This window comes from Halomonas sp. SIMBA_159, from assembly GCF_046536035.1.
In the GTDB taxonomy this organism is placed as follows: Bacteria; Pseudomonadota; Gammaproteobacteria; order Pseudomonadales; family Halomonadaceae; genus Vreelandella; species Vreelandella venusta_A.
The window spans coordinates 66,863-90,775 of the sequence record NZ_JAWJBT010000017.1; the positions used below are offsets into that span (position 1 = coordinate 66,863).

Annotated in this window: 34 protein-coding genes; 29 read left to right on the forward strand and 5 right to left on the reverse strand. The window is 57.7% G+C overall.

Annotated features, from left to right (window positions below; genetic code table 11):
* From R0J87_RS12480 to R0J87_RS12530, 11 genes are all read left to right on the forward strand, one after another.
* Window positions 1-567, forward strand: a complete 567-nt coding sequence (locus tag R0J87_RS12480; RefSeq protein WP_498886469.1) for an N-acetylmuramoyl-L-alanine amidase family protein — start codon at window positions 1-3, stop codon at window positions 565-567.
* Entirely contained in the window at window positions 564-914 is a 351-nt protein-coding gene (locus R0J87_RS12485) for a hypothetical protein (RefSeq protein ID WP_498886471.1), read from the forward strand. The genes R0J87_RS12480 and R0J87_RS12485 overlap by 4 nt, the downstream gene beginning before the upstream one ends.
* Window positions 829-1,035 (forward strand): Rz1-like lysis system protein LysC, encoded by a 207-nt coding sequence (gene lysC / locus R0J87_RS12490; protein WP_498886473.1) that lies wholly within the window; start codon window positions 829-831, stop codon window positions 1,033-1,035. Before R0J87_RS12485 ends, lysC begins: the two co-directional genes overlap by 86 nt.
* Complete coding sequence (locus R0J87_RS12495) at window positions 1,032-1,517, forward strand: phage tail protein (RefSeq protein WP_498886475.1); 486 nt, start codon at window positions 1,032-1,034, stop codon at window positions 1,515-1,517. Before lysC ends, R0J87_RS12495 begins: the two co-directional genes overlap by 4 nt.
* Entirely contained in the window at window positions 1,514-1,981 is a 468-nt protein-coding gene (locus tag R0J87_RS12500; protein ID WP_498886476.1) for a phage virion morphogenesis protein, read from the forward strand. Before R0J87_RS12495 ends, R0J87_RS12500 begins: the two co-directional genes overlap by 4 nt.
* Before the next feature lie 78 nt (window positions 1,982-2,059).
* Window positions 2,060-2,614: a phage baseplate assembly protein V gene (locus R0J87_RS12505; protein ID WP_498886478.1), complete on the forward strand. Its 555-nt coding sequence runs from the start codon at window positions 2,060-2,062 to the stop codon at window positions 2,612-2,614.
* Window positions 2,614-2,952 (forward strand): GPW/gp25 family protein, encoded by a 339-nt coding sequence (locus tag R0J87_RS12510; protein WP_498886479.1) that lies wholly within the window; start codon window positions 2,614-2,616, stop codon window positions 2,950-2,952. Before R0J87_RS12505 ends, R0J87_RS12510 begins: the two co-directional genes overlap by 1 nt.
* Complete coding sequence (locus tag R0J87_RS12515; protein ID WP_498886481.1) at window positions 2,949-3,839, forward strand: baseplate assembly protein; 891 nt, start codon at window positions 2,949-2,951, stop codon at window positions 3,837-3,839. Before R0J87_RS12510 ends, R0J87_RS12515 begins: the two co-directional genes overlap by 4 nt.
* The gene (locus R0J87_RS12520) at window positions 3,832-4,365 is read left to right on the forward strand and encodes a phage tail protein I (RefSeq protein ID WP_498886483.1); all 534 of its coding nucleotides are present in this window, start codon (window positions 3,832-3,834) and stop codon (window positions 4,363-4,365) included. Before R0J87_RS12515 ends, R0J87_RS12520 begins: the two co-directional genes overlap by 8 nt.
* 1 nt (window position 4,366) lies before the next feature.
* Window positions 4,367-6,892, forward strand: a complete 2,526-nt coding sequence (locus tag R0J87_RS12525; protein WP_498886485.1) for a tail fiber protein — start codon at window positions 4,367-4,369, stop codon at window positions 6,890-6,892.
* A 1-nt stretch (window position 6,893) separates the two neighbouring features.
* Entirely contained in the window at window positions 6,894-7,565 is a 672-nt protein-coding gene (locus R0J87_RS12530) for an HI_1402-related protein (protein ID WP_498886486.1), read from the forward strand.
* A gap of 35 nt (window positions 7,566-7,600) precedes the next feature.
* Here the strand turns inward: R0J87_RS12530 and R0J87_RS12535 are convergent, their stop codons facing one another.
* Window positions 7,601-8,188, reverse strand: coding sequence for a hypothetical protein (locus R0J87_RS12535; RefSeq protein WP_498886488.1), 588 nt, complete (start codon window positions 8,186-8,188; stop codon window positions 7,601-7,603).
* A 254-nt stretch (window positions 8,189-8,442) separates the two neighbouring features.
* On the opposite strand from R0J87_RS12535, the gene R0J87_RS12540 reads away from it, so the two are divergent.
* From R0J87_RS12540 to R0J87_RS12580, 9 genes are all read left to right on the forward strand, one after another.
* Window positions 8,443-9,861 carry a phage tail sheath protein gene (locus R0J87_RS12540; RefSeq protein WP_498886490.1) on the forward strand — a complete coding sequence of 473 codons (1,419 nt, stop codon included), beginning with the start codon at window positions 8,443-8,445 and terminating at the stop codon, window positions 9,859-9,861.
* Window positions 9,862-9,899: 38 nt separating this feature from the next.
* Entirely contained in the window at window positions 9,900-10,409 is a 510-nt protein-coding gene (locus R0J87_RS12545) for a phage major tail tube protein (protein WP_498886492.1), read from the forward strand.
* Window positions 10,410-10,471: 62 nt separating this feature from the next.
* Window positions 10,472-10,822, forward strand: coding sequence for a phage tail assembly protein (locus R0J87_RS12550; protein WP_498886494.1), 351 nt, complete (start codon window positions 10,472-10,474; stop codon window positions 10,820-10,822).
* A 26-nt stretch (window positions 10,823-10,848) separates the two neighbouring features.
* On the forward strand, window positions 10,849-10,992 hold the full coding sequence (locus R0J87_RS12555; protein WP_498886495.1) for a GpE family phage tail protein: 144 nt from the start codon (window positions 10,849-10,851) through the stop codon (window positions 10,990-10,992).
* Between the two features lie 21 nt (window positions 10,993-11,013).
* Window positions 11,014-14,100, forward strand: coding sequence for a phage tail tape measure protein (locus R0J87_RS12560; RefSeq protein ID WP_498886497.1), 3,087 nt, complete (start codon window positions 11,014-11,016; stop codon window positions 14,098-14,100).
* 10 nt (window positions 14,101-14,110) lie between these two features.
* The gene (locus R0J87_RS12565) at window positions 14,111-14,554 is read left to right on the forward strand and encodes a phage tail protein (RefSeq protein ID WP_498886498.1); all 444 of its coding nucleotides are present in this window, start codon (window positions 14,111-14,113) and stop codon (window positions 14,552-14,554) included.
* Window positions 14,551-15,552 carry a contractile injection system protein, VgrG/Pvc8 family gene (locus R0J87_RS12570; protein WP_498886499.1) on the forward strand — a complete coding sequence of 334 codons (1,002 nt, stop codon included), beginning with the start codon at window positions 14,551-14,553 and terminating at the stop codon, window positions 15,550-15,552. The genes R0J87_RS12565 and R0J87_RS12570 overlap by 4 nt, the downstream gene beginning before the upstream one ends.
* Before the next feature lie 193 nt (window positions 15,553-15,745).
* A complete protein-coding gene (locus tag R0J87_RS12575; RefSeq protein WP_498886500.1) occupies window positions 15,746-16,069 on the forward strand; it encodes a hypothetical protein in 324 nt (107 codons plus the stop codon).
* Window positions 16,066-16,200 carry a hypothetical protein gene (locus R0J87_RS12580; protein WP_498886501.1) on the forward strand — a complete coding sequence of 45 codons (135 nt, stop codon included), beginning with the start codon at window positions 16,066-16,068 and terminating at the stop codon, window positions 16,198-16,200. Before R0J87_RS12575 ends, R0J87_RS12580 begins: the two co-directional genes overlap by 4 nt.
* Before the next feature lie 161 nt (window positions 16,201-16,361).
* On the opposite strand, the gene R0J87_RS12585 is transcribed toward R0J87_RS12580, so the two are convergent.
* Genes R0J87_RS12585 through R0J87_RS12600 form a run of 4 tightly spaced genes read right to left on the reverse strand, consistent with a single transcriptional unit; the run spans window position 16,362 to window position 18,677 of the window.
* Complete coding sequence (locus tag R0J87_RS12585; protein WP_498886503.1) at window positions 16,362-16,721, reverse strand: hypothetical protein; 360 nt, start codon at window positions 16,719-16,721, stop codon at window positions 16,362-16,364.
* Between the two features lie 3 nt (window positions 16,722-16,724).
* Window positions 16,725-17,381, reverse strand: coding sequence for a thermonuclease family protein (locus R0J87_RS12590; RefSeq protein ID WP_498886505.1), 657 nt, complete (start codon window positions 17,379-17,381; stop codon window positions 16,725-16,727).
* Window positions 17,382-17,395: 14 nt separating this feature from the next.
* On the reverse strand, window positions 17,396-17,965 hold the full coding sequence (locus R0J87_RS12595; protein WP_498886507.1) for a hypothetical protein: 570 nt from the start codon (window positions 17,963-17,965) through the stop codon (window positions 17,396-17,398).
* Between the two features lie 28 nt (window positions 17,966-17,993).
* Window positions 17,994-18,677 (reverse strand): XRE family transcriptional regulator, encoded by a 684-nt coding sequence (locus R0J87_RS12600; protein ID WP_498886508.1) that lies wholly within the window; start codon window positions 18,675-18,677, stop codon window positions 17,994-17,996.
* A 100-nt stretch (window positions 18,678-18,777) separates the two neighbouring features.
* Here R0J87_RS12600 and R0J87_RS12605 point away from each other — a divergent pair, with 100 nt between their 5' ends.
* From R0J87_RS12605 to R0J87_RS12645, 9 genes are all read left to right on the forward strand, one after another.
* The gene (locus tag R0J87_RS12605; RefSeq protein WP_498886510.1) at window positions 18,778-19,392 is read left to right on the forward strand and encodes a hypothetical protein; all 615 of its coding nucleotides are present in this window, start codon (window positions 18,778-18,780) and stop codon (window positions 19,390-19,392) included.
* A 170-nt stretch (window positions 19,393-19,562) separates the two neighbouring features.
* Complete coding sequence (locus R0J87_RS12610; protein ID WP_498886511.1) at window positions 19,563-19,775, forward strand: hypothetical protein; 213 nt, start codon at window positions 19,563-19,565, stop codon at window positions 19,773-19,775.
* Window positions 19,776-19,808: 33 nt separating this feature from the next.
* Window positions 19,809-20,012 (forward strand): hypothetical protein, encoded by a 204-nt coding sequence (locus R0J87_RS12615; protein WP_498886513.1) that lies wholly within the window; start codon window positions 19,809-19,811, stop codon window positions 20,010-20,012.
* A gap of 37 nt (window positions 20,013-20,049) precedes the next feature.
* On the forward strand, window positions 20,050-20,244 hold the full coding sequence (locus R0J87_RS12620) for a hypothetical protein (protein WP_498886514.1): 195 nt from the start codon (window positions 20,050-20,052) through the stop codon (window positions 20,242-20,244).
* A gap of 19 nt (window positions 20,245-20,263) precedes the next feature.
* Window positions 20,264-20,569, forward strand: coding sequence for an ogr/Delta-like zinc finger family protein (locus R0J87_RS12625; RefSeq protein ID WP_498886567.1), 306 nt, complete (start codon window positions 20,264-20,266; stop codon window positions 20,567-20,569).
* Entirely contained in the window at window positions 20,566-20,943 is a 378-nt protein-coding gene (locus R0J87_RS12630; RefSeq protein ID WP_498886516.1) for a hypothetical protein, read from the forward strand. Before R0J87_RS12625 ends, R0J87_RS12630 begins: the two co-directional genes overlap by 4 nt.
* Window positions 20,944-20,953: 10 nt before the next feature.
* On the forward strand, window positions 20,954-21,361 hold the full coding sequence (locus R0J87_RS12635; RefSeq protein WP_498886517.1) for a hypothetical protein: 408 nt from the start codon (window positions 20,954-20,956) through the stop codon (window positions 21,359-21,361).
* A complete protein-coding gene (locus tag R0J87_RS12640) occupies window positions 21,358-21,612 on the forward strand; it encodes a hypothetical protein (RefSeq protein ID WP_498886518.1) in 255 nt (84 codons plus the stop codon). Before R0J87_RS12635 ends, R0J87_RS12640 begins: the two co-directional genes overlap by 4 nt.
* Window positions 21,609-23,903, forward strand: coding sequence for a replication endonuclease (locus tag R0J87_RS12645; protein WP_498886519.1), 2,295 nt, complete (start codon window positions 21,609-21,611; stop codon window positions 23,901-23,903). The genes R0J87_RS12640 and R0J87_RS12645 overlap by 4 nt, the downstream gene beginning before the upstream one ends.
* Window positions 23,904-23,913: the final 10 nt, after the last annotated feature.

Consider the following 23,913-nt stretch of genomic DNA (forward strand, 5'->3'; position numbering starts at 1 on the left):
GTGCAAGCCTTGGTGAAATACGCAGCCTTACAGCAACGGTCGCTTTTTATATCCGCTGGCCACAGTGACAAAGACCCCGGTGCCGCCGCCAATGGCTTCACCGAAGCCCAGGTGGTGCTAGATTTTCGTGACCGTTTAGCCGACTACCTACGCGACAAGGTCTACTTCACAAAAGACGGTGAACGCGGCCAAAACATGCCCCTAACCGTAGCGGCAAACGAAGCGGTAGCGCATGACCTCGCAGTCGAATTTCACTGCAACGCGTTCAGTAACGCATCAGCAACAGGCGTAGAAACCTTAAGTGACCAGCAGCACTACCCACTAGGCAACGCACTGTGCATTGCCATCTCCACCGCACTCGGCATAACCAACCGAAAAGCAAAGGGAGAGGGTTCAGGCCAACACAGCCGACTCGCATTCATCCGGCGCGGCAAAGGCGTCATCGTCGAGCTGTTTTTCATAACAAATAAAAACGACCTCGATAGCTACATCGCCAACATCGACACCTGCGTTAAGGCTGTTGGCAACGTGCTAATCGAGGCCGTGTGCCTGGAAAACGCCGCATGAACAAACTCACCCTCCTCGCCAGCGCCGCCGCGCTGGCCGCCACCTTCGCCGGTGGCTGGCAAGTCGCCAACTGGCAAAACGACAGCCACGCCCTCACCGCCGAGCGCGCCGCCCAGCAAGCCATTGACGCCGCAATGTCGCGAGAGTCAGAGATCGCCGCCCACATTGAAGAGCGACTGGGCACACTCCAAGCCAATGAACGGGTAATCGATAGGGGAATCATCCGTGAAATTCAGAAGCCCATTTATCAGCGCGTCTGTCTTGAGCCTAGCGTTATCAGCCTGCTCAACAACGCCGCCACCGGAACCGCGCCCGATACAGCAGAACCTAATGCAACGCTGCCCTAGCGTGTTGCCCCTGCTCACCACCGGCACCGGCGGCGATGTCGCGCTCACCATGAGCGCCTGGGCGGCCGAGTATCACCGCTGCGCAACCCGTCATAACGGCCTAGTCGAGTCACTACAATGATCAAATTAAAGCACCTAAGGGCGCATTTACTGGCTAGTGTTCCCGAATTAGCACGCAATCCCGAGCAGCTACACACTTTCGTGAACGATGGAAAAGTGAAGTTCGCGCGCGGCACAAACCTGAGCCACCAGTACACCGTCGATGCTCAAATCATCATCACCGACTACAGCGGCAGTCTCGACACGGTCATGGTCCCGCTACTGCAATGGCTCAACACCTACCAGCCGGATCTCATCGAAGATGAGGCGGTGCAGATCGAGGCCGAGATCCTCAGCAACACCCACTGGGATCTCGCGCTAACCGTTCGCCTAACAGAGCGCGTCGTCGCCAACGTGGATTGCAGTACCGGCAGCATCAACGCAGAGCACCGAATGCCAGCATTTCCCGCCGATGCTTGCCCAGCCAAACACTGGCAGCTCTACATCAAGCACCCCGAAAACGCAGAGCATGACCTGGTAGCGGAATGGGATAGCCCCGCATGAGTGACGCCCTCGAACAGGAGCTAAAGCAGCTAGACAACTGGCTAACGCCGCTAATCGAAAACCTCAGCGCAAAAGAGCGCCGCGTGCTGGCCAGAGAGGTCGCGCGGGATCTACGGCTCGCCAACCGCGAGCGTATCAAGGCGCAAACCAACCCTGACGGCACGCCCTACGAGCCACGCAAACAGCTACGCGGCCGAAGCGGAGCCATCCGCCGAAAAGCCATGTTCAAAAAGTTGGGTACCGCCAAATACCTCAAAATCAAAACCTCCTCCGATGAGGCTGCGCTGGGTTTCTTCAGCAGCGTCGCCCGCATCGCCCGAGTGCATCACTACGGGCTGCGCGACCGCGTCGAGAAAGGCGGGCCACAACACAAATACGCCCGCCGCGAACTCATCGGCATCACCGCAAAAGACGCCGACCACATCGCTGAAAGCGTCCTGAACCACCTGTCGCCACCCAGCTAACATACCGCCACTTGTCCTACTGGGCTGGCACAACGCCCGCCGCTACCCATGCGCGCGTAGCCATCGCAGCATGGCCGCATGAACAACGTCGCCGAACTACTCCGCCTGATTGAAAACGTCATTCGCCTAGGCTCCATTGCCCAGGTAGATCACGACGCCGCCCGCGTGCGCGTTAAATCTGGTTCATTACTCACCGGATGGGTGCCGTGGGTAACAGGTCGCGCAGGCACTACACGCGATTGGAACCCGCCAACGGTGGGCGAACAGTGCGTATTGTTTTCGCCCGGCGGCGATACCGCCAATGCCTTCGCGATGGCCAGCCTGTTCCAGCTCACCGCTCCACCGCCCAGCAGCGACCCCGGGGTCATCGGCCGCCTATTTCCTGATAGCGCCCTGTTTGAATACGACCACGCCAACAGCGTGCTACGCATCAATCTGCCGGGCTCCATCGAAATCAACGCCCCCGGCGGCACGCAGTGGGTAGGCGGCATCAAGCACCAAGGCGATATGCAGCGCAACGGCAGCTACAGCCAGCAAGGCGGCTCGCACACCCACAACGGCAAAAACACCGGTAGCGACCACAAGCACGGCGGCATTCAGCCCGGCCCCGCCAACACAGGAGAGCCCATCTAATGCCCGGCATGAACATCAACACCGGCAAACAGTTGGATGGCATCGAACACATCCGCCAAAGCGTCGCCGACATCATCACCACGCCCATCGGCTCCCGCGTCATGCGCCGGGAATACGGCAGCCTAGTGCCCGAGCTGCTCGATATGCCCATGAATGACGCCCTCCTCATGCAGGTTTACGCCGCCACCATCATCGCCGTCACTCGCTGGGAACCGCGCATTCAGATCACCGGCGCGCGCCGCACCGTCAATACCCAGCAGCACGGCGCCGTAGTGATCGAGCTGCAAGGCCGCACCGCCGATGGCCAAGCCATGAACGTAGGAGTACCCCTGGCATGAGCACTGCGATTGATCTTTCCCAACTGCCCGTGCCCAACGTGGTCGAAGCCATCGACTACGAAGAGATCTTGTCAGCGCTGCTAACTGACCTAGTTGGCCGCTACCCTGAATTTGACGTACCCGCAGAATCCGACCCCATCTATAAAGTGCTGGAAGTCGCCGCCTATCGGGAAATGCTGGTTCGCCAGCGGGTCAACCAAGCGGCTCGCGCCGTCATGCTTGCGTATGCCGAAGATGAAGACCTGGACAACCTCGGCGCACTCTTCAACGTCAAGCGGCTGCAAACCTACGCAGGCGACCCCGCAGCCATTCCCCCGGTACCGCCCGAGTACGAAACCAACCCCGACTTCCGCCGGCGGATTTTGCTTTCCCTCGAAGGGCTATCAACGGCTGGCCCAGAAGGCGCTTACATTTTCCACGCCCTCTCCGCCAGCGGCAGCGTATTAGATGCCAGTGCCACCAGCCCCACTCCCGGTGATGTCGTCGTCACCGTGCTAGGCCGTGAGGGCGACGGCACCGCACCGCCAGAGCTGCTTGATGCCGTGGAGCAAGCCGTCAGCGCCGAAACCGTGCGTCCCTTAACCGACCACGTCACGGTGCAAGGGGCCGAGGTCGTGCCCTACACCATCGCCGCCACGCTCTACTTTCAGCCGGGGCCAGATAGCCAAGTCGTACTCGCCGAAGCCCAAGCGGAAGCCCAACGCTATGCGGATCGCCAACACCGGCTAGGCATGGACATCACGCTATCAGGCGTTTACGCCGCCCTGCACCGCGCAGGCGTCCAACGCGTCGAGCTGGCAAGCCCAACCGAAACGCTGACCGTCAACAGGCAACAAGCCACCTACTGCACCGCTATCGCGCTCACCGATGGGGGCGTGCATGAATAACCACCTGCTACCCGCCAACGCCACCGCGTTAGAAAAGAGCGCCGCCGAAGCCACCGCCCGCGTATCAGACGTACCCACGCCGCTGCGCGACCTATGGAACCCGGATAACTGCCCCACCGAGCTACTGCCGTGGCTCGCGTGGTCGCTCGGCGTCGCTGCCTGGAAGCCCTACTGGTCCGAGCGCATCAAGCGCGAACGCATCCGCCAAGCGGTCGAGATCCACCGCCGCCGGGGCACGGTGCAATCGGTGCGCCGCGTGGTGGAATCGTTTGGTGCTGGGGTGGCCATCCGCGAATGGTGGCAAACCGAGCCAAAAGGCACGCCGCATACGTTTGAACTGGTGCTCACCGTGCGGGCAGATAACAACGCCGCCGAGCTGCAAGACGACATCATTCAAGAAGTGCACCGCGTTAAACCCGTGCGCAGCCACTTCACGCTAATCGCAGGCATCGCCGCCGAAGGCGGCATCGGCACCTACGCCGCCGCCCGCCCCATACTTTATCGACGCTTACAGGTAGAGGAATAACATGGCGCTCAACATCACCATCACCGACGCTGGGCGTGCTGAAATCATCAACGCCAACAACACAGGCACCGCCCCCGTCACGCTCACCCATATCGGGTTCACCGCCGCCGCGTTCACGCCCAACGCCGGGCTCACCGCATTGCCCAGTGAAATCAAACGGGTAAGCAGCATCGCGGGCGAGATCGTCGCGCCGGATACCATCAGCGTTACCGCAAAAGACGAAGGCCAAGACACCTACACCATGCGCGGCTTCGGGATTTTTACAGGGTCCGGCACCCTGTTCGCCGTGTATGGCCAAGCCGATCCAATTATCGAAAAGTCCAGCGGCTCCACCATGCTGCTCACCATCGATGTCGTACTAGCAGATATCGACGCGGCAAGTCTCGAATTCGGCGACATCAGTTTCAGCAACCCACCCGCTAGCCTCAACACCCCTGGCGTGGTCACTCTCAGCAATGCCACCGACAGCACCGCTCAACACCAAGCCGCCACGCCGCGCGCGGTGAAGTCAGCCAACGACAACGCCAACACCCGCCTAGCCAAAAACCAGAACCTCGCCGACCTCACCAGCGCCGCCACCGCGCGGGTCAACCTCGGCTTAGGCACCTCGGCCACGCTCGGCAACACCGCGCTACGCAACTCGGCAAGCACAACGGTCCTCCTGCAAGCCGCCGCCATGAACGACCACCGCACCAGTGGCGACCACGACGACCGCTACCCCCAGCGCGGCAACAACCTAAGCGACCTGCCCAGCCCAAGCCAGGCGCGCAGCAACTTAGGCCTCGGTGCCTCCGCCACCATGGGCACCACCGCCAGCCGCACCTCCAGCAGCACTGCTACCGTGCTGCAAGCCAAGGCGATGAACGACCACCGTCAGAGTGATGATCACGATGGGCGGTATCCATTACTCACTAACACGGGATCGGCAGCGGCGCGCGATGTTCAAGAGAACGCGACTGACAACACATCGAACCGGCTAATGGAAGTAGGTGCTTTTGGCATCGGAAGCGGGGTCGCTCCTTACAAAAACAACTTAAATGATTTATTCGTAACAGGTATTTATCGTTTCGATACAAGCACATTAGGCGCGCCACCGCAGTTGGCACTGGGTATCGTGTTTGTACTAGGAGCTTATAACGCTACTCAAATCGCTGTACCACGAGCCACCACTAACTCGGTGTTACTAACACGCAGCTTTGCAAGCAATGAGTGGGGCGAATGGGTCGAGCTATACCACTCTGGGAACCTATCTCCAGTAGAAGTCAGTAGGCAAATTAGCACCGGTGATGGCTTGAAAGGGGGAGGTAACTTAGAAAGCAACCGTACGATTAGCGTGGACAGTAGCGTATTAAGAAAAAGCGATATTCAAACCGAACCGACGGATAACACAGCAGGAAAAATAATGGCGGTGGGGGCTTTCGGAATCGGCGTTTCGGAAGGAGGAGTACTAGCCCCCGATAACGACATAGAGAAAGCACTCATTAGCGGGTTTTATCAATGCGATGAAAACACGCTGAACATGCCAATAGATGTACAAAATAGTCAGCTCGCTCGAGGCACTGTCTATGTGGGTTCGGGAATTAACAGTAATACAACGACGCTCATTTTCGTCAGCTCTCACTCTAGCGCGATGTACATGCGAAGGCGCGCCAATAGTGCTTGGCAACCGTGGGTAAAAATGTACCACGGGGACAATCTAAATCCCGTCGAAACCTCTAGACAAGTAATTAGCGGCGATGGTCTCGAAGGAGGAGGAAGTCTTGCAACGAATAGAACTCTATCCGTTGACAGCAGTGTCGTTCGTACTAGTAGAACCATTACAGCAGGAAGCGGCTTAACAGGCGGTGGTAATTTATCGAGTAACCGAACGCTTAGTGTCGACAGCAGTGTACTGAGAGCTAACCAAGTTCAAAACAGCTATACAGACGACTCCATCGGAAAACTCTTAACGGTCGGAGCATTCGGCTTAGGGGGCGGGGATCCTGCCTGGCCGAACGCATCATTACTAGATACGTCCGGCATGAAAACAGGCTTTTATAGATATTCAAATGTGAATGATCGGCCATCCTTTGCCTATGGGGCTGTTCTTTATCATCGAGAAGGTGGAGGAGAAACACTTCTCGCGATCGCCAGTGCATACAGTAACTCTCCCAATCCCACACTTTACGTCAATCGCAAAACTTCCAGCACTGGGTCTTGGTCTGGCTGGGTAACCTATTACCACACAGGTAATCTTTCAGAGGCCTTTCCCATATCCAAAGGCGAATCCTACTGGCATGAACTCCCGAACGGCTGGATTGAGCAAGGCATGAACCTCACGTTGCCCGGTGGGCAAACAGAGATCTATGCCCCTTGGCCAACCACATTTCCTACCAGGGCATCGCAGTACAGCGCCTCACGCTTGTCGGCAGCCGTCGGGCCTGCCGATATCATCGGCGCCACGCTCACACGCTTTGGCATCACTATTAACCTGCCTTCCACCACCAGCGGGCCGCGTACCTTCAGCATTACAGTAAGGGGCTATTAAGATGACCACGTTCTACAGCGCCGCTACCAACAGCTTCTACGACACCCGTCTCTTCGGCGAGCCCACGCACACGATCATAGACCCCGACTTTGAATGGCCGATGGTTGAGGTGCCCGATCCTAACCATCAGGGCGAAGACGACGCGCCATTAATCCAGGTACGCGATGACACCATCGAACCGCCAATGATCACCGTCCCAAATCCCGATTGCCGCCTGCCTGAAGACGCCGTCGAAATCACCGAGGCACAGCACCAGGCGCTAATGCAAAACGACGGCAGCAAAGTGCTAGCACCCGACGACGACGGCTACCCCACCCTAGTCGACAGCCCGCCGGTCACGCTAGGCAAGTTGGCCGACCAAAAGCGCCTTGAAATAAACGCCGCATCAGTCGAAGCATTAGCAGCAGTGCGCGACGAATACCCCGACTACGAGCAGCTCAGCTGGGAACGTCAAGAGCGCGAAGCGCTGGAAGGTGGTGGCCCGCTGATCGAATCCATCGCCACCGCGCGTGGCCTAGAAATCAGTGAGCTAATCGACCGGATCCTGGAGAAATCTAACCTCTACCAACAAGCAGCGGGCAACGTCATCGGAAAGCGCCAAGCGTTAGAAGATCAGATTGCCGCCGCGCTAAAAAATGGCGACCGCGCAGCCATTGAAGCCCTAACGTGGTAGCTGAAGTTAAAGAACAAGCCCGCCGTTTGGCGGGCTTATTGTGGCCGTCTGATGTAATAAACGTAATCAAATAAGTCTTTAGCCAGCGGGGTAAGCGCATTGGTATTTTGTGAGTAAGACCCATAGTTCATAGCAGGCGGGGTCACTAAGCCTGTTCTCATCAAACCATTGGCCAAAGTACCAAGTTTAAATGCATCAATGCCTAAACTTTTGCACGCATCAATCTCATAGTCCTTTTTCACATCACCGCTAATAGCTGTTCCATACTCATTAAAATATAAATTATGCTTTTGCATTAACACCAGAATATTTAACTCAGTATTAGTCACACCAGTCAACGACCCAACTGCCATATGAACCATGTCCGGCTGTTTATCAGCATCTCCTTTTTTTATGCCACCTATCATTGCGTCAGCTATAAAGTCGATAGCATCCTTATGCGAGCACACTTCAAACGCACGACCAGCCCGCATAAATAATGAAAAGCGCTCATCACTATTACTAAGCTCTTCAACACTCAAACCATGCTCAAATGCCTTCTTGTAAAGCCGGTTAAATTTCCAGTCCATATAGCTAGCGTGAATAAGTTTCGCAGCTGAAATAGCAACATCCTGAGAACTCATGGCTAGACCACCTTAGAAAATTTTAATGAAGTCTAGCAGAGTTTTTCTGTCCCCCACTCCCCGCACAACGCCCGCCGCTACCCTCCCACGCGCAAGCACCACACCATGGGCTTCACTCAGCCAGTACCCCATGACCCCGCTTGAACCTGCGCAGGAGACAAGCCATGACCGAACGCTTCCACGGCGTCCGCGTGACCGAGATCAACGAAGGCACGCGCCCAATCAAAACCGTATCCACCGCCGTCATCGGGCTGGTGGCCACCGCACCCAATGCCAGCCCCGGCGTGGCCGCCAGTGTCGTGATCAATGGCCTCGCGGCCAACGGCAACCTCACCTACACCGCCGCCAATGTCGGCGTGAATGGCGATACCATTCGCATCACCCACCGTGATCCCGGCGAGCCCTCCACCGCCATCAACGTCGCCGTGGCCGATAAACACGTCACCATTACGCTCGCCACCGATGCCGAAGGCGAGATCCTCAGCACCGCCGACGAAGTGGCCACCGCCATTTCAGCGGATAGCGCCGCCTCGGCGCTGGTCAGCGTGGGCATCAACGGCGATGGCCAAGGCACCCCGGCCACTGCACAAGCCGTGCGCCTCACCGGCGGAGTGAACGAGCCGTTCCCACTGAATGAGCCAGTGCTACTCACCAATCTTTACACCGCCATCGCCAACGCCGGGGCAGGCGGCACGCTGCGCCGCGCGCTGACGGCCATCGTGGAAGAAACCAAAGCCGTGGTGGTCGTGGTGCGCGTCGAAAAAGGCGACACCGAACAAGCCACCACCGCCAACGTGATCGGCGGCGTCGATCAAGCCACTGGCCAAAAAACCGGCATTCAAGCGTTCACGGCCGCCGAGACCAAATTCGGCGTGAAGCCGCGCATTTTCGGCGCGCCGGATCTCGACACCCAAGCCGTCACCGCTGCTCTCGCAGGCATCGCCCAGCAGCTACGCGGTTTCGTGTACGCCTCTGCCCACGGCTGCCAAACCAAAGAAGAAGCCCGCATGTACCGCGAGAACTTTGGCCAACGTGAAGTGATGATCCTCTGGCCCAACTGGCAAGCGTTCGATGTCGACGCAGAAGAAACCCTGCCCTTGCCCGCCGTCGCCAAAGCACTCGGCCACCGCGCCAAGCTGGATAACCAGATCGGCTGGCACAAGACGCTTTCCAACATGCCTGTGAACGGCGTCACCGGCATTAGCAAAGACGTGTCCTGGGATCTCCAAAACCCCGCCACCGATGCGGGCTATCTCAACGACGCCGACGTCACCACGCTGATCCGCAAAGAAGGCTTCCGCTTCTGGGGCTCTCGCACCTGCTCGGCAGAACCGCTCTTCGCGTTCGAGTCATACACCCGCACCGCCCAGGTGCTCGCCGACACCATCGCGGAGGCGCATTTCTGGGCCGTTGATAAGCCCATGCACCCCAGCCTGGTGCGCGACATCATCGAAGGCGTCAACGCCAAATTCCGCGAACTCACACGCAGCGGCTACATCCTCGGCGGCTCCGCTTGGTTCGATGAAGAGCTGAACAGCCCCGAAGTGTTGAAGTCCGGCAAGCTCTACATCGACTACGACTACACCCCGGTACCGCCCCTGGAAGACCTCACCTTCCAGCAGCGCATCACCGACCGTTACTTGGTCGACTTCGCCGCCCGCATCAGCGAATAAACCGCCGCCCGCGATAGGCCATAACAGGAGCCATCAGCATGCTTCCCAATATTCTCAAAGACTTTAACTTGTTCGGCGACGGCAACAACTGGCAGGGCATGGTGCCCGAGCTAACGCTGCCCGAACTCGCCCGCCGCATGGTCGAGTACGAAGGCGGCGGTATGGACGGCCCCATCGAAGTCGACCACGGCAACGAACTACAAACCTTCGAATGGACACTCGGCGGCATGACCGTCGCCGGTCTGTTCGATACCTACGGCAGCCCCATTCACGACGCCGCCCTACTCCGCATGACCGGCTCTTACGAATCCGACGACGACGGCAGCATCATCCCCGTCGAGATCGTCATGCGCGGCCGCCACAAAACCATCAACCTCGGCGATGCCAGCAAAGGCGACAACAATCAAATCAGCATCACCACCACGCTGAGCTACTTCAAGCTCACGGTAGACGGCGAAGACGTGATCGAGCGCGACGTGCCCGGCTACGTGTTCAACGTGCGCGGCGAAGATCGACTCGCACAGCGCCGCCGCGCTTTAGGCCTGTAAACCCAATCCCAACCACCAAGGCCGCCCCGGCGGCCAAGCACAACCCATAGGAACGCACCACCATGACCGACAACACCGAAGCCCAAGCCGTAGAAGCCACCGAAGCCCAGCCCACCACCGCCCCCGGCGTACCCACCGAAGTGGTCGACCTGGAAACCCCGCTGCAGCGTGGTAAAACCACCGTCACCAAAATCACCGTGCGTAAGCCCATGTCTGGCGGCATGCGCGGCGTCTCGCTGGTCGACATCATGAACCTGGACGTCGCCGCCCTCACCAAAGTCATGCCCCGTATCACCACGCCCGCGCTAACAGAAGCCGAGCTGAAAACCATGGACATCGTCGACCTTGTCCAGCTCGGCACGGCGCTGAATGGTTTTTTAACCCCAAAGAAATTCAAGGACATCGAGGCCTAAGCCTTCCGGAATTTGTGGAAGACGCCATGGCCGACTTGGCGATGGTCTTCCACTGGGAGCCCCAAGCCATGGACGGCATGGAACTCGACGAACTCATGGAATGGCGCGAACGCGCCCGCAAACGCCACGAAGGCAGCAAGCCCAAGGGTGGCAAGCAAGGCAAAAAGTAAGGCAGCAAATAAGGAAAACCGATGGCACGTAATCTACGACTGCAAGTGATGCTCAACGCCGTGGACCGTGTCACCGGCCCACTCAAACGCATGCGCCAAAACGCTGGCCAAACCGGCCAAGCCATGCGCGAAACCCGCGACCAGCTCAAAGAGCTGCAGCGCACCCAAAGCGACCTCACCAGCTACCGCAAAGCCAACGCCGCCCAGCGGCAGAACACCCGCGCGATGCGCGACGCCCGCGCACGGAACCAGCAATACACCCAAGCACTGGAACAGCAGCGCGAAGCCCACGCCAACGTGAAATCAGGGCTCACCGTTGCCCGTCGGGAATACGACCGCCTCGCCAAAGAGCTGCTCAAAACCAAACAGCCCAGCGACCAGCTCACCGCCTCGCTAGAGCGCGCCCGCGTGCGCCTGCACGGCCAGCAAAGCGAGTTCGACCGCTCCGCCCGCGCCCTGCGGGAATACCGCAACCGAACCCGTCACGCAGGCGAAGAGGTCAAACGGCTCACCCAGAACCACGCCACCCAAACCGAGCGCATCCGTGGGCTAAAAACGCGCCTGGATGAAGCGGGCATCAGCACCGACAACTTAGGCCGAAGCGCCCGCGAACTGCGTACAAACGAGGAGCGGCTTAACACCACCCTGCAGGAACAGAAGCGCCACTTATCGGAAGTCGCCCAACGTCAACGCCGGTTAACAGAGGCGCGCGACCGCTACCAGAATGGCATGGCCAACGTTGCCCGCGCTCAAGGTGGGGGCATGGGCATGTTCGGCACCGGCATCGCCCAAGGCTACGCAGCTACCAGAGTGCTACAGCCTGGTGTTTCATTTGGTGAGTCGATGTCTGCTGTTCAAGCGTTAACCCGCTTGAATGAGGACGATGAAGCATTCCAAGCGTTAAAACGTCAGGCTAGGGAGAAAGGTGCGACCACTGCTTTTAGTGGCACTCAGGTCGCCGATGCCCAAGGCTTTCTAGCAATGGCGGGCTTTGAAGGCGACGCCATCGAGACTGCAATACCGGACGTTCTAAACTTGGCTTTAGCCACCGGTGCCGATCTCGCCAGAACAGCCGATATTTCCTCGAATATTCTCTCTGGTTTTGGTCTAGACCCTTCTGAGATGGGCAGAGTGAGTGACGTGCTCACTGCCACAGCGACGCGGGCAAACGTAGACCTGAGCATGCTTGGCGAGTCTATGAAGTACGTCGCTCCCCAGGCGCGGGCTATGGGGATGTCGCTAGAACAAGCATCGGCAATGGCTGGGTTGTTGGGTGATGTAGGTATTCAAGGAAGTCAAGCTGGCACCACTTTGAGAGCGATGGTGACCCGTCTTGCAGCTCCAACAGGGGCCGCCGCAGGAGCACTGGATGAATTAGGGGTCAACGCAAAAGACGCTCAGGGCAACCTAAGAGATGTTCCCCTCATTCTCGCAGACGTTGCGCGCGCCACAGAAACGATGGGTAACGCGGATCGAGCAGGCTTCCTAAAAGCCATCTTCGGCGAAGAGCCGGGCGCGGGCATGGCCGAGCTTATCGCCCAGCAAGGCACCGCAGGCATCGAAGCGTTCGTGGAAGTGCTATCCACTTCCATGGGCGAAGCCGCCCAAGTCGCCAGAGTGCGCGCTGATAACATTGGCGGCGACCTAAAAGGCCTGCGTAGCGCTTGGGAAGACGTGGGCATCAGTATCACTGAAACCAACAAAGGCCCCATCCGCGACTTAATCCAAAACATCACCAAAGTGACGCGCAGTGTGAGCGCATGGATAGAGGCCAACCCCGAGCTAGCGGGCACCATCGCCAAGGTGGCGGCGGGAATGATCGCCCTGGCCACCGTCGGCGGTGCCGTCACCATGACGTTCGCCAGCATCCTTTCCCCGCTGCTGTTCGCCAAGTTCGCGATGACCACGCTGGGCATCAAGGTCGGCAGTCTCGGCACTGCGCTGGGCTGGATCGCCAAAACCGCCATCCCTTGGGTGGCCGGTGCGCTGAAAGGCCTGCTGGTGGCCATGGGTCCCATCGGCTGGGGCATTGCCGCCATCGCCGGTGCCGCGTTCCTGATCTACAAATACTGGGAGCCCATCAAGGCGTTTTTCGTAGGCCTATGGCAGCAAGTTAAAGCCGCGTTCGATGAAGGCGTGGGCGGCGTTGCTCGGCTGCTCATCAACTGGTCACCCCTTGGGCTGATCTACAACGCGTTCACCAGCACCTTAGAACGGCTGGGCGTCTCGGTGCCCGAAGGCTTCCGCACGCTAGGCGGCTTTGTGATCGACGGCTTGCTGAGCGGGCTGGGGGCAAAACTCGCCGCGTTGCGCGAGTGGGTCACCGGCATGGCCAGCGGCATAGCCACTTGGTTTAAAGACGTGCTTGGCATCAATTCCCCCAGCCGCGTGTTTGAAGGCTTCGGCATCAACATCGTGGAAGGCATGATCAACGGGATCGCCAGCATGGCAGGGGCACTCCGCGACCAAGTGATGGGTATGGCGGGCAACATCGCCGGTTGGGTACAAGAGGCGATGACCAGCGCATGGGATTCCATCGGGGACGGGGCGAACCAAGCCATGCAATGGGGCCGGGAGACAGCCGCAGGAATGGGGCAAGGCATTCGCGACGGTGCCAATCGTGCAACCGAAAGCGCCGCAAACCTCGCCAGCGATGTCACCGGCACCGTGCGCAACTGGCTAGACATCAACTCCCCCAGCCGCGTGTTTGCCACCATCGGCAACTTCGTCTCACAAGGCCTGGCCAACGGTATCGAAGACGACGCCGACAGCCCCATCAAGCAAGTACGCGGCATCGCCAACAACCTGCGCAACGCCGCCGGTGGGTTAATGCTCGGTGCCGGGCTGGCCACCAACGCCAGCGCCGCCAACATCGACACCAGCGCGATACAGATCGACGCCCGCCCACCGCTGCAAAGCCACGCCAGCGCAGCCCCCAGCGGCGGGCTAGTGATTCACGGCGGCATCAACATCGAAGTGCACGCCTCCCCCGGCATGGATGAGCAAGCACTGGCACGCCTGGTGAATGAGCAAGTACAACGCGCTCTGCAAGATGCCGAACGCCGCGCCGCCGCTGCCAGCCGTCGCAACTTCCACGATAACGATTGAGGGCAATCACATGATGATGACCTACGGCCTGTTTGTGTTCGGCCTCAGCACTGCCGCTTATCAGGAACTACAGCGGCAAACCAACTGGCGGCACGCCAGTACATCACGCATCAACGCTCGCCCGGTGCGCCAGTTCCTTGGCCCCGGTGACGACACCATCAACCTCACCGGCACCCTGCTGCCCATGTTCACCGGCGGCCAACAGAACCTAGACATGATCCGCGCTCTGGCCGATGAAGGCCGCGCGTGGCCACTCATTGAAGGCACCGGCACCTACTACGGCATGTACACCATCGAAAGCCTCACCGAGCGCAAAAAAGAGTTTTTCCGCGATGGTGCCGCAAAAGAAATCGAGTTCGATATCAAACTCACGCGCATTGATGAAGGCCGAACCGAGCTGCTCGGCATTCTCGAAAGCAGCGCCCTCCGCGCCATTACCGGGGCACTGGCATGAGCATGCAGCCCGACTACCGCATCAGCCTACAAGGCCAAATCATCAGCCCCGAATTTCGCGCGCGCCTGGCATCGCTCACCCTGCATGATCGGCGCGGCATGCAAGCCGACCAGCTCGATATCACCCTCACCGACGACGACGGCATGCTCGATATACCCCCCACCGGGGCGGAACTTACCCTGGCCATCGGCTGGAAAGGCCAAGCGCTCACCGAGCGCGGCACGTTCATCGTCGATGAAGTCGAGCACACCGGCGCACCGGATACCCTCAACATCCGCGCATCAAGTGCCAACATGCGCCAAGGGCTACCGGGCAAGCGAACGCAAAGCTGGGATAGCGTCACGGTGCGCGACATTATCGAAACCATCGCCGCCCGCCATGAGCTGGTGGCCAGCGTGGGCGCAACGCTAGCAGGCGTGCGCATCACCCACATCGACCAAACCGACGAAAGCGACCTGCATTTTTTAACGCGCTTGGCAGAGAGATTCGACGCGGTGGCCACCGTCAAAACCGGCCACCTGATTTTTGTACCCGCTGGCCAAGCCACCACCGCCACCGGGCTTGAGATCCCACCCATTCAGCTACGCCGCCAAAGCGGCGACCAGCACCGCTACCTAAAAGCCGAGCGCGACGCCTACACCGGCGTAACCGCGCTATGGAATAACACCGCCCACGCCACCCGCGAAGCCGTCACCGTCGGCGACGCCTCCAACGCCCAGCAGCTACGCCACACCTACGCCAGCGAGGAAGAAGCACTCGAAGCCGCCCTAGCGGAGTGGCAACGCATCCAACGCGGCACCGCCTACTTCAGCATCACCCAGGCAATAGGCGACCCCGAGCTATTCCCCGAAACGCCCGCTTGGTGCATCGGCTGGAAGCCCCAGATAGACGCCACGCCCTGGATCATCACCGAAGTGACGCACAGCCTCACCGACAGCAGCTACACCACGGCGCTACAGCTGGAAAAGCGCGACGGCGACCACTTAGCACCGAATTGATTAGCGTCACTCAGCGCTGACAATTGTCATATTATTTAATACAAATTCACTTGCGACCCGCTTGGATTATGTGTAACAGTGCATACATCGAAGAGAGAAAATGTCTTGAAAAATTTGACATGAGTTTGTAAAATACGCGTCCTTTTGATCTAGGTAAAATTAGCCTAATCTACAATAGAGATATGGGGACGCAATGAACGCTATCAGCCAACAGCTTGTCGAAAGCGTATACGACCAAGTGCTACATTCCGCTAATTTGGTCTTGCGCAGCTGCAAACTGTTCTCTATATCTGTATTGAAAATTGAAGATCCAACATATTCAGAGATTGCCGAGCAGCTTAAAGAACTGTGCGACATCCTTGATAAGGTGAATATCAGCGGACCTGACGAACTGAAAATCTCTAAGGCAAGAGAGTACGCGAACCACGTGAGACTCATTGCGGCAGCGATTGAAACGGAAGATGAAGAAACGCTGAATAAACACGTCCAGGAACTTGATCGGAGGCCTTTCCTATGAAAAACCAAGAGCTTGAAAACATCAAATTACTTCGTCGTGCTTTAGAGATCGCTAGCGATGTGAACTCAAAGCTTGACTACTGCCATCAGCAACACCTCAAAACTGCTGAGCAAACTCAAAAAGCTGCTTGATAAGCCTACTTATCGCGGCAAAACAGAAGCCCCGCTATGCGGGGCTTTTTTATTGCCTATAAATCAAAAACCTCAAAGAACAGTCGATGATGCGTCGCTTTCGTCATAATCAAATGTCCTGTATAGAATGAAGCCCTCCCAGCTAACCAAACAAAGGCGAATCACAGCGCCTCATCCAACTGACACCTAGCTTGATGCACCACCACACCGCGCACCATCCGCGCCGTGGCCATCAAGCCATTGCCCCCATTCGGTGGCAACAGCCGATACCGCGACCCCACGCGAAACGTCTTGTAAAGGTGAAGCGCGTCGTCCATTTCCACCACCACCCAATCGTCATGGCCAAGGCTGTGAGATTCATCGACCACCAGCACATCACCCTCAATCACTGCACCGTGAACGCCCGCATCTGCACCCACTTCAACGGCAAAGCAGTTAGGGGAATAACCATCACAATCAACGCCCACTAAAGCAGGGTGCTGAATATCCATCGCCAACGGGCCTAAGTACGTCAATCGCATGGGTCACCGGCAAATGCTTTCACACGGCACGCCGTCTTTATCGCGGTCGAGGCGTTGAAGGCCGCACTGTTCTAAATGGAAGTAGGCTTGCGCGCAGCTGGTCATATCGCCGCAATACGGCTTATCGCTGCAGCTCCAAGGCGAGTCGCTCGCGGAAGAAACAGGCGTAATAGCCGGGGCGGGTAACCGCTCACCACGCCGCCAATTCCATGGCTCGATGGGCTCATCAAACGCCCAAAGCCCACGGCCCTCTTCACGCGCGGCAGTCTCATTCTCAAGAAAGCTCGAATCACTCATGTAATCGCGATAAACCCACGCCCCGCCGCGCACCACCATTTCACGGTTCACGTCCAGATCGCCAACGTAAAAGCGTCCCAGCGTGCGGCCATAGCGGTCGGTGCCTTCCGATTCCAGCGTGACCAGATCCTGAGCCACCATATCGGCCAGCATGCTGGTGGACTCATCGCCAAATGGTTGGTCGTTCTCAGGTGCATCAATCTCGGTCAGACGAACGCGCAGTTCGTTACCGCCGGTCAAAAAAACGACCGTATCGCCATCGGTCACAGAGATCACCCTGCCGCTCAACGTGTCAGCTAGGGCAATTGGCGCGATAAAAAACAGCAGCGCTGCCAACAGGCAGTTCTTCATTTTCACGTTCATGGGACGAAGACCCCTTATTGGCAGCTGTTAACGCAGTAGGGCTTTAGTTCGCTAATAAGCGCGTCAAGGCCAGGTGAGCGGTCTTCGTAATAGACATCGATGTAATCGTCAGACCACTGAAAGCCATACTCCGTCTGAGTCTTCACATCGGTTAGTGCATCAACATCAATGAGGCTGGAAATAGCATCAAGCGCCTGTTCGCGGTTGATCTGAATGGTGACCTCACGGTCATTCAGCAGCATGCCTTCATCAGCACGCTGAAAGCCGGGGATTTGATAAGGAATGGCGGAAACGGTAACCGATTCGATGGGCGTATGGGCAAACACGTTATAAATGCCGTAGGCAGCGGCACGCCAGTTTTCGTAGTACACCACTTCATTAAGATCATTCTTGAAGACGGTTTTAGACAAACGGTAATGCGGCTTGTCAGCGTCCAGAATTTCTAGCGAATTGTTCGAAGGGTCATAATCCTGGTGTGCGTCCATCAGCTCTTCGACAGTCTCAAACTGATCTGGCAGATCCGCTAGGGCAGCCGAAGACAGCGCAAAAAGCCCAGCAACCGATAGTTTTTTAATAACGTGCATTCCCTTACTCCCTGTTTTTTTAATACACCTAGAGCACTTGCCCCAGGTTCACTAGGCACCGTCCCAGCACTTCAACAAATTGCTTTTGCTCCGGTGCTATCAACTCTTTGTCGTAGCGCGGGTTATCGCTGATCAGTAGCCAGCCCCCGCCCGCCACGCGCTGCATTCTTTTTATCCGGCGCTCGCCATCCATCAGGATTAAGTACACGCCCTCGCGGCTCGGGTCACGCTGGGTGAAGTCCACAAACACGTAATCGCCGTCGTCGATCGTACCCACCATCGAGTCACCGCGCGCCCGCACCCATGCCCCGGAATCAGCGGGCAATTTCAGCTCACTTAAAACGGTTCGATCCATGTGGAAGTAACCCAGCACGGGTTCCCCTTCAAAGCTGCGACCGCTGCCCGCTGCACACTCCACGTCATACATCGGTATTGATGCCACGTTGGGGTCGTTTAGTTGCTGATCAAGATAAGCCGCTGACTGTTCAGAGGACCCGGCTTTTGTCGCTCGATCGCTGCGCTCACCAGTGACGATGAAGTTCGTGTCCACTCCAAAGCCGTGAATTGTTTCTAAGTAATCTGTTTTTGGGTATCTCTCGCCGCTTTCATAGTTTGCCTGTGCACGTTTGGACACGCCTGCTTGACGGGCGAATTCGTCCTGAGATAGGCCCAGTCTCTGCCTTTCGATTTTTAGGCGATCAAAAATTTGCACAAAATATCCTCGTCAACCTTTGACTAATGCAATTACGTGCATTATCTTTCGATGCATGATGCACATTTGTTCAATTCACTACACTTTTGGAGCCTTCACCATGACCGAGCCAACCACCATCCCCCGCCCCTCGCTGAACGACTATCAACGCCAGTTGGCTAGCGGCGTGTTCATCGAAACGATGTGCGAACTCGCCAAGCACCGCATCAATCACGGCAAGCTGGAAGGCATCGCCGATGAGCTTTCTTCCGCGCTGTGCGTTGGGCTGGCAGAGATCAACGCGGTAGAGCCGGTGGGTCTGGACGCGACCCAGTTAGCCCAATTGGATCAGGCGTTCAGTGACGCCACCGCCGCCCTTCCCGCTACAGGCATTCGTGTGTTGTCGGTGAATAGCTCGGGCGGCCCTGCACATTATCCCCGTGTAAGTGCCGATCAGTCGAAAGGCTACTTGAACAAAGCCGCCACCAAGCTCAATACCACGAATGACCTACCCCGCTTCCTGTTCGACGTCTTTAGTTGCGGTTGGCCCGATGTCGCGATCACGTTTTGCCTGTGTGGGCCATTAGAGAAGCACATCCCTTCCTTGAGCCTTCAAGTGGCCCTACTTGATCCTGAAAACCCACGTCGCCCAGGCGGTTCGTCAAACCCACCAGCTCACTCATGCTCAAGCCGATCAGGCGATACACCTCGCCCGCCTCATTCTCAATGCCCATGAGGTAGTCGCGAAAACCGCCCGCCGTCCAGTTTTCATCATCGTCGTTATTGGGGAATTCATCAGCCAGTGCCTGGGTAACTTTCTCGTCGTAATCAGGCACTGCCACACCATCAAGGTAACGATGTTCCATAACCAAAGTACTCCAAATTGAATTAAAGGAAGCCTAAACCATGCCAACTGCAAACGCCATGCCATCAAAAGAGAACGTTCGTGCCCAGCAGGCACCCTGCAACCAGCAGCTCAACATCTACATCACCGCCGAAGAGCGCGAGCGCATCGAGCAGGTAGCGCGTGAAGAAATGCGCACCGTCTCGGCCACCATCCGCATGCTGACTCTTCGCGGCTTAACCCAGTACAAATCCGACTCACTCATCGCCGATTAACCCCGTTTGTGACGTTGCATAAGGAACCTAGCCATGCACCAAGACGTTCGTCGCATCCGTTCACGCTACGCCGCCGTCAACCTGGACGACTACGAAGCCAAGCTCATTGATGCCCTGGTGGATTACAGCGGCATGTCGAAGGCCACGCTGTTGCGCCATCTGGTCATGAAAGAGGCGCTTGATACGTTCGGCTTTAGCGAGATTGCTGATGGCAGTGTGGGTCAACGCTCGTCTTAAAGGCAGGCCTAAAAAAGGCCTAAAAGGAGCACCCAAAATGCCGGAAGAAAACCGCATAGCACTAGATGAAGGATTGGAAAGAGTGCTGGAAGCAACGCGGCAAGAGGTGGGGCTGGAAACGCTAGACCAGGCAGCCGAATGGTTGCTGAGACGCCGCATGCGTAAGGGCGTTACGAGCCTCACCGGAAGAGGGCGAGCGCTCTACGAAGTGAAGAGGGGGCCAAGTGACTGAGCCTAACGAAGAGAACGAAATGGAGGAGGTGAGTCGGCTACGGTTCGGCTGCCCTCACTGCGGTAGCCACCTAAAAGTGCGAACTTCGAAGACGCATTTGCCGGAATACCGCGAGCTGTATCTGTATTGCGTCAACGAATGGAAATGCGGCTTCCGCTGTAAGGGGCACGCCAGTCTCGACGAGACGTTAGTGCCCAGCCATTGCCCTAATCCAGAAGTCAGTATCCGCCCCTCTAATTGGCTCCTTAAAAAGCTGGCATTAGAGGCTCAAGGCCAAATAAGGCTAGGCGATTTCAAGCCACCGAATCAGGAAGCGAAACCGTGAACGTCAAACATATCAACTCAGCGAAAGCCCCGTTCGATCTCGCCACCGAATTGCTCTGGCAGCACCGCTGGGACAGCCGCGCCGAAGCGCTGCGTATCACCATCGGCGCGCTAGTGAACGACTACGGCCACAGCGAAGCCACCGCCGAAGTGGCGGCCATTCAGGCCTTTGCAGATCTCGATAGCGTCAACGAATCGTCGCGCATTGACGTAGACGCCACCACCTCACACGTCGTCGTTTTCCGCGACGACAGCGGCCGCCCGGTGATGCTCACCGCCCGCGACCTCAGCCGCATGATTCAGCAAGCCCGCGACGTTGGCCTAGCTCGCGTAGTGGATGCCGACACCCGCCGCCCCGTCGTTCTTGAGCACTGAGGTAAGCGCCATGACTAACGTTACCCCGCTACCCGCTCGCCAGTCACCGCCGCGCGTTCAGCCCGACCGCGCAGGATTCGGCGCATTGCGTGCCGAGCTGCACCAGCGCGCCGCCGATCAAGATCTTGTCAGCGTGTGGGCGGGCCTCCCTTTTGCCGAGCGTCGCCTAGTGCTGAAAAGTGCCGGCCTTTCTGTCGATGCCACTCAGCAAATCAGCCAGCTCACCAAACCCGAACGTGCCGCCGTGCGCGCTGCTATTCACCGCATGAGCGAATACGCCAGCGGCCTTAAAGACCAGCTACGCAACCGCAAGCACCCCAGCGCAGAGCTGGCCAGCCACGCCCGCGTAGCGCTGGAAGAAGGCAACACAAAAGCCGCGTTTCACTGGCTGAGCCTAATTGAGAAGGGGGTGGTATGAACGTGAACAAAATCATGCTTGGGCTCTATGAAGCGCACGCGCAACTTAAAAGCCTCGCCGCTGAACTGCAAGTACAACCGACGCAGAACAGCCAAATGGCCGGTGAAGAGCTAAAGCGCGAAGTTGAAATACTTGGCAGCCAACTAACCCAAATCGAAGGTGTTTTAAGCGATAACGATCTGGCTATCGCCGCTACGATGGCAGCCGCTCTCTGCGAAACGCCGCCGCGCTTCATCGGGGTGAAAGCGTGAGCGCGTTAGCCCTAGCCTTTCAACACAGCTCTGGCACCCAGGATTGCTACACCTTCCTGCAGGCGCACTTCGAGCGCTTGCCGTCGTTGGCCAGTCAGTTAGCCGATGGCTATGTCCATGTTTCAAAGCGACATGGTCACGCCGCGGCTAACCGCTGGCTACGTCGGAATGCGCAGGATCTTACCGAGCCGTCTTTCATCATTGACCGGTTCCTGCCGATCCGGCCAGAACTAACGCGCGCGATGAACTCAATCGTGCATCGTGGCTCAACGACCATTGAAGGGTTGCATGCGGCTGACAAGTGGTTAAAGAGCATCGAAAAGCGCCTGATCATTGGCAGCCTGAACGCAACACACGACGATGATGCGCTGGTGAATCACGCCCAAGCCCAAGCGGCAGCCATCGATAAAAAAGCGAGCCTCTTGATAGGCGATATTGCAAAGGTAAACCGCTTGCAGCGGTTGGGGCTGTTGCCACCTGCCGGAAGGCCTCGCATGGCGGCAGGTAATAAGCCTTTGTCTGAGCAATTCCGCGACTATCAAGACGCTTGTGCCCGCACTCGCAACCAATTCACTCCGCCGCCCTTTATTGGCAACTTCCGATTCCAAAAATGGCATTACATGCGCCCGCTGTGCCTTTCTGTCGTTCAAGCTGCAGCCATTGAGTTTGGGCGCACTAAGTGCAAGCTCCATGGTATCGCGCCCCCTAGCGATAAGTTGGCGAGCAAAACCCAGTTAGCGCGTCTGAGCTGCTCACTCTGGTGGCGTCGTAAGCTACGTCGCCAGTGTGGCCGCGCGGTTGAGCAGGTTATGCGTGAAGCTCACCGCGTACACAAGCAGGCGGGCATTTACTGCAGCGACTTCACGGTGGAGCGCCGCCGCTCCCAGAAATTCCGCAATAACGCCTTGCTTGAAACCCTAGAGGCTATCAATCAAGAGGGGCAGGTTTTCACGCTGGCGGAGCTTGCAGAAAAGGGGTTGGCCAATCCCGATCATCGGCGCGCTGAACTCATGCTGCGTATCAGCGATACCGAAGCCGAAGCCCGCCGCCTGGGGCATACGGGCATGTTTTACACCATGACCACGCCGTCAAAGTTTCACGCGGTGATCGCTAATAACTGCGTGCGCAACCGCAAATACCAGGGCGACACACCACGCCAGGCGCAACAGTATTTGCAAGGCTTGTGGTCGAAGGTTCGCGCGAAGCTGGCACGCGACAATATCGGCGTTTACGGCATCCGCGTCGTAGAACCCCACCATGACGGCACACCACACTGGCACTTACTGCTTTGGATGAAGCCCGAAGATGAAAAACGGGTAACCAGCACTCTTCGCGACTACGCCGAAGAGTCACAGCAAGAAGAGCTGTTTAGCCGTGGCCGAAAAACCAACGCTCGCTTTGATGCTAAACGCATCGACTACAGCAAGGGCACCGCCGCGGGTTACGTCGCTAAATACATCAGCAAGAACATTAACGGCGAACAGTTCATGGCCGCCGACAAATACGATCACTCCATGACCGAGAGCGCTCCACGTATTGAAGCGTGGGCCAGCGTGTGGGGTATCCGTCAGTTTCAGTTTATCGGCCTGCCTTCCGTCACTGTCTGGCGTGAAGTGCGCCGCCTCACTGAGAAACAAGACCAAATGCTCAAGGACTGGGAAGCGGCTACCCGCCCACATCCGTGCGCAGCGATGCGTTTCGCCCAGATCCGAAAGGCGGCCAATGCTGGGCAATGGGATCAGTTTCTGAGGCTCATGGGCGGCCCAATGACCAAACGCAAAGACCAGCCGATCAAGCCGTGGGTAGAAACCAAGATGAACACCGGCCCCAACGTCGAGCATTTCAGCCACGCAACCGGCGAATACTACGGAGCCGAAGCGGTGGTGGCCAAAGGCCGCTATGGCGAAGAGCAGAAAGTGACGTTCGGGCTGGTGGCCACCGGCCGCCCTGGCTTTTCTAGCGAGTACGTGACCCGCGTTTATAAGTGGCACGTTCGCGCGAAAGGCGCGGGGTTAGGGGTTGATTTTCAGGCTGTAGGCGAAGCCGAAAGCCCTTGGACTCGTGTCACTAACTGTACGCAGGGGCCAGATATCCAGCCCCGCGAGCCTTCCCCAGCGGAGCGAGAAGCCCAGCTCGAACGCCTTAAAGCGTGGCAGAGCTCAGAAATTTACCGAGTGGAACGCGATGCCGAGTATGAAGACGCCATCGCAGCAAGAGAAGCCGCGCGAAACCTCTTCGCGCCGCCCACCCCTACCCCGCAGGAAGAATACTTCCCGCCTGAATTGTGTTGAAAGGAGCATC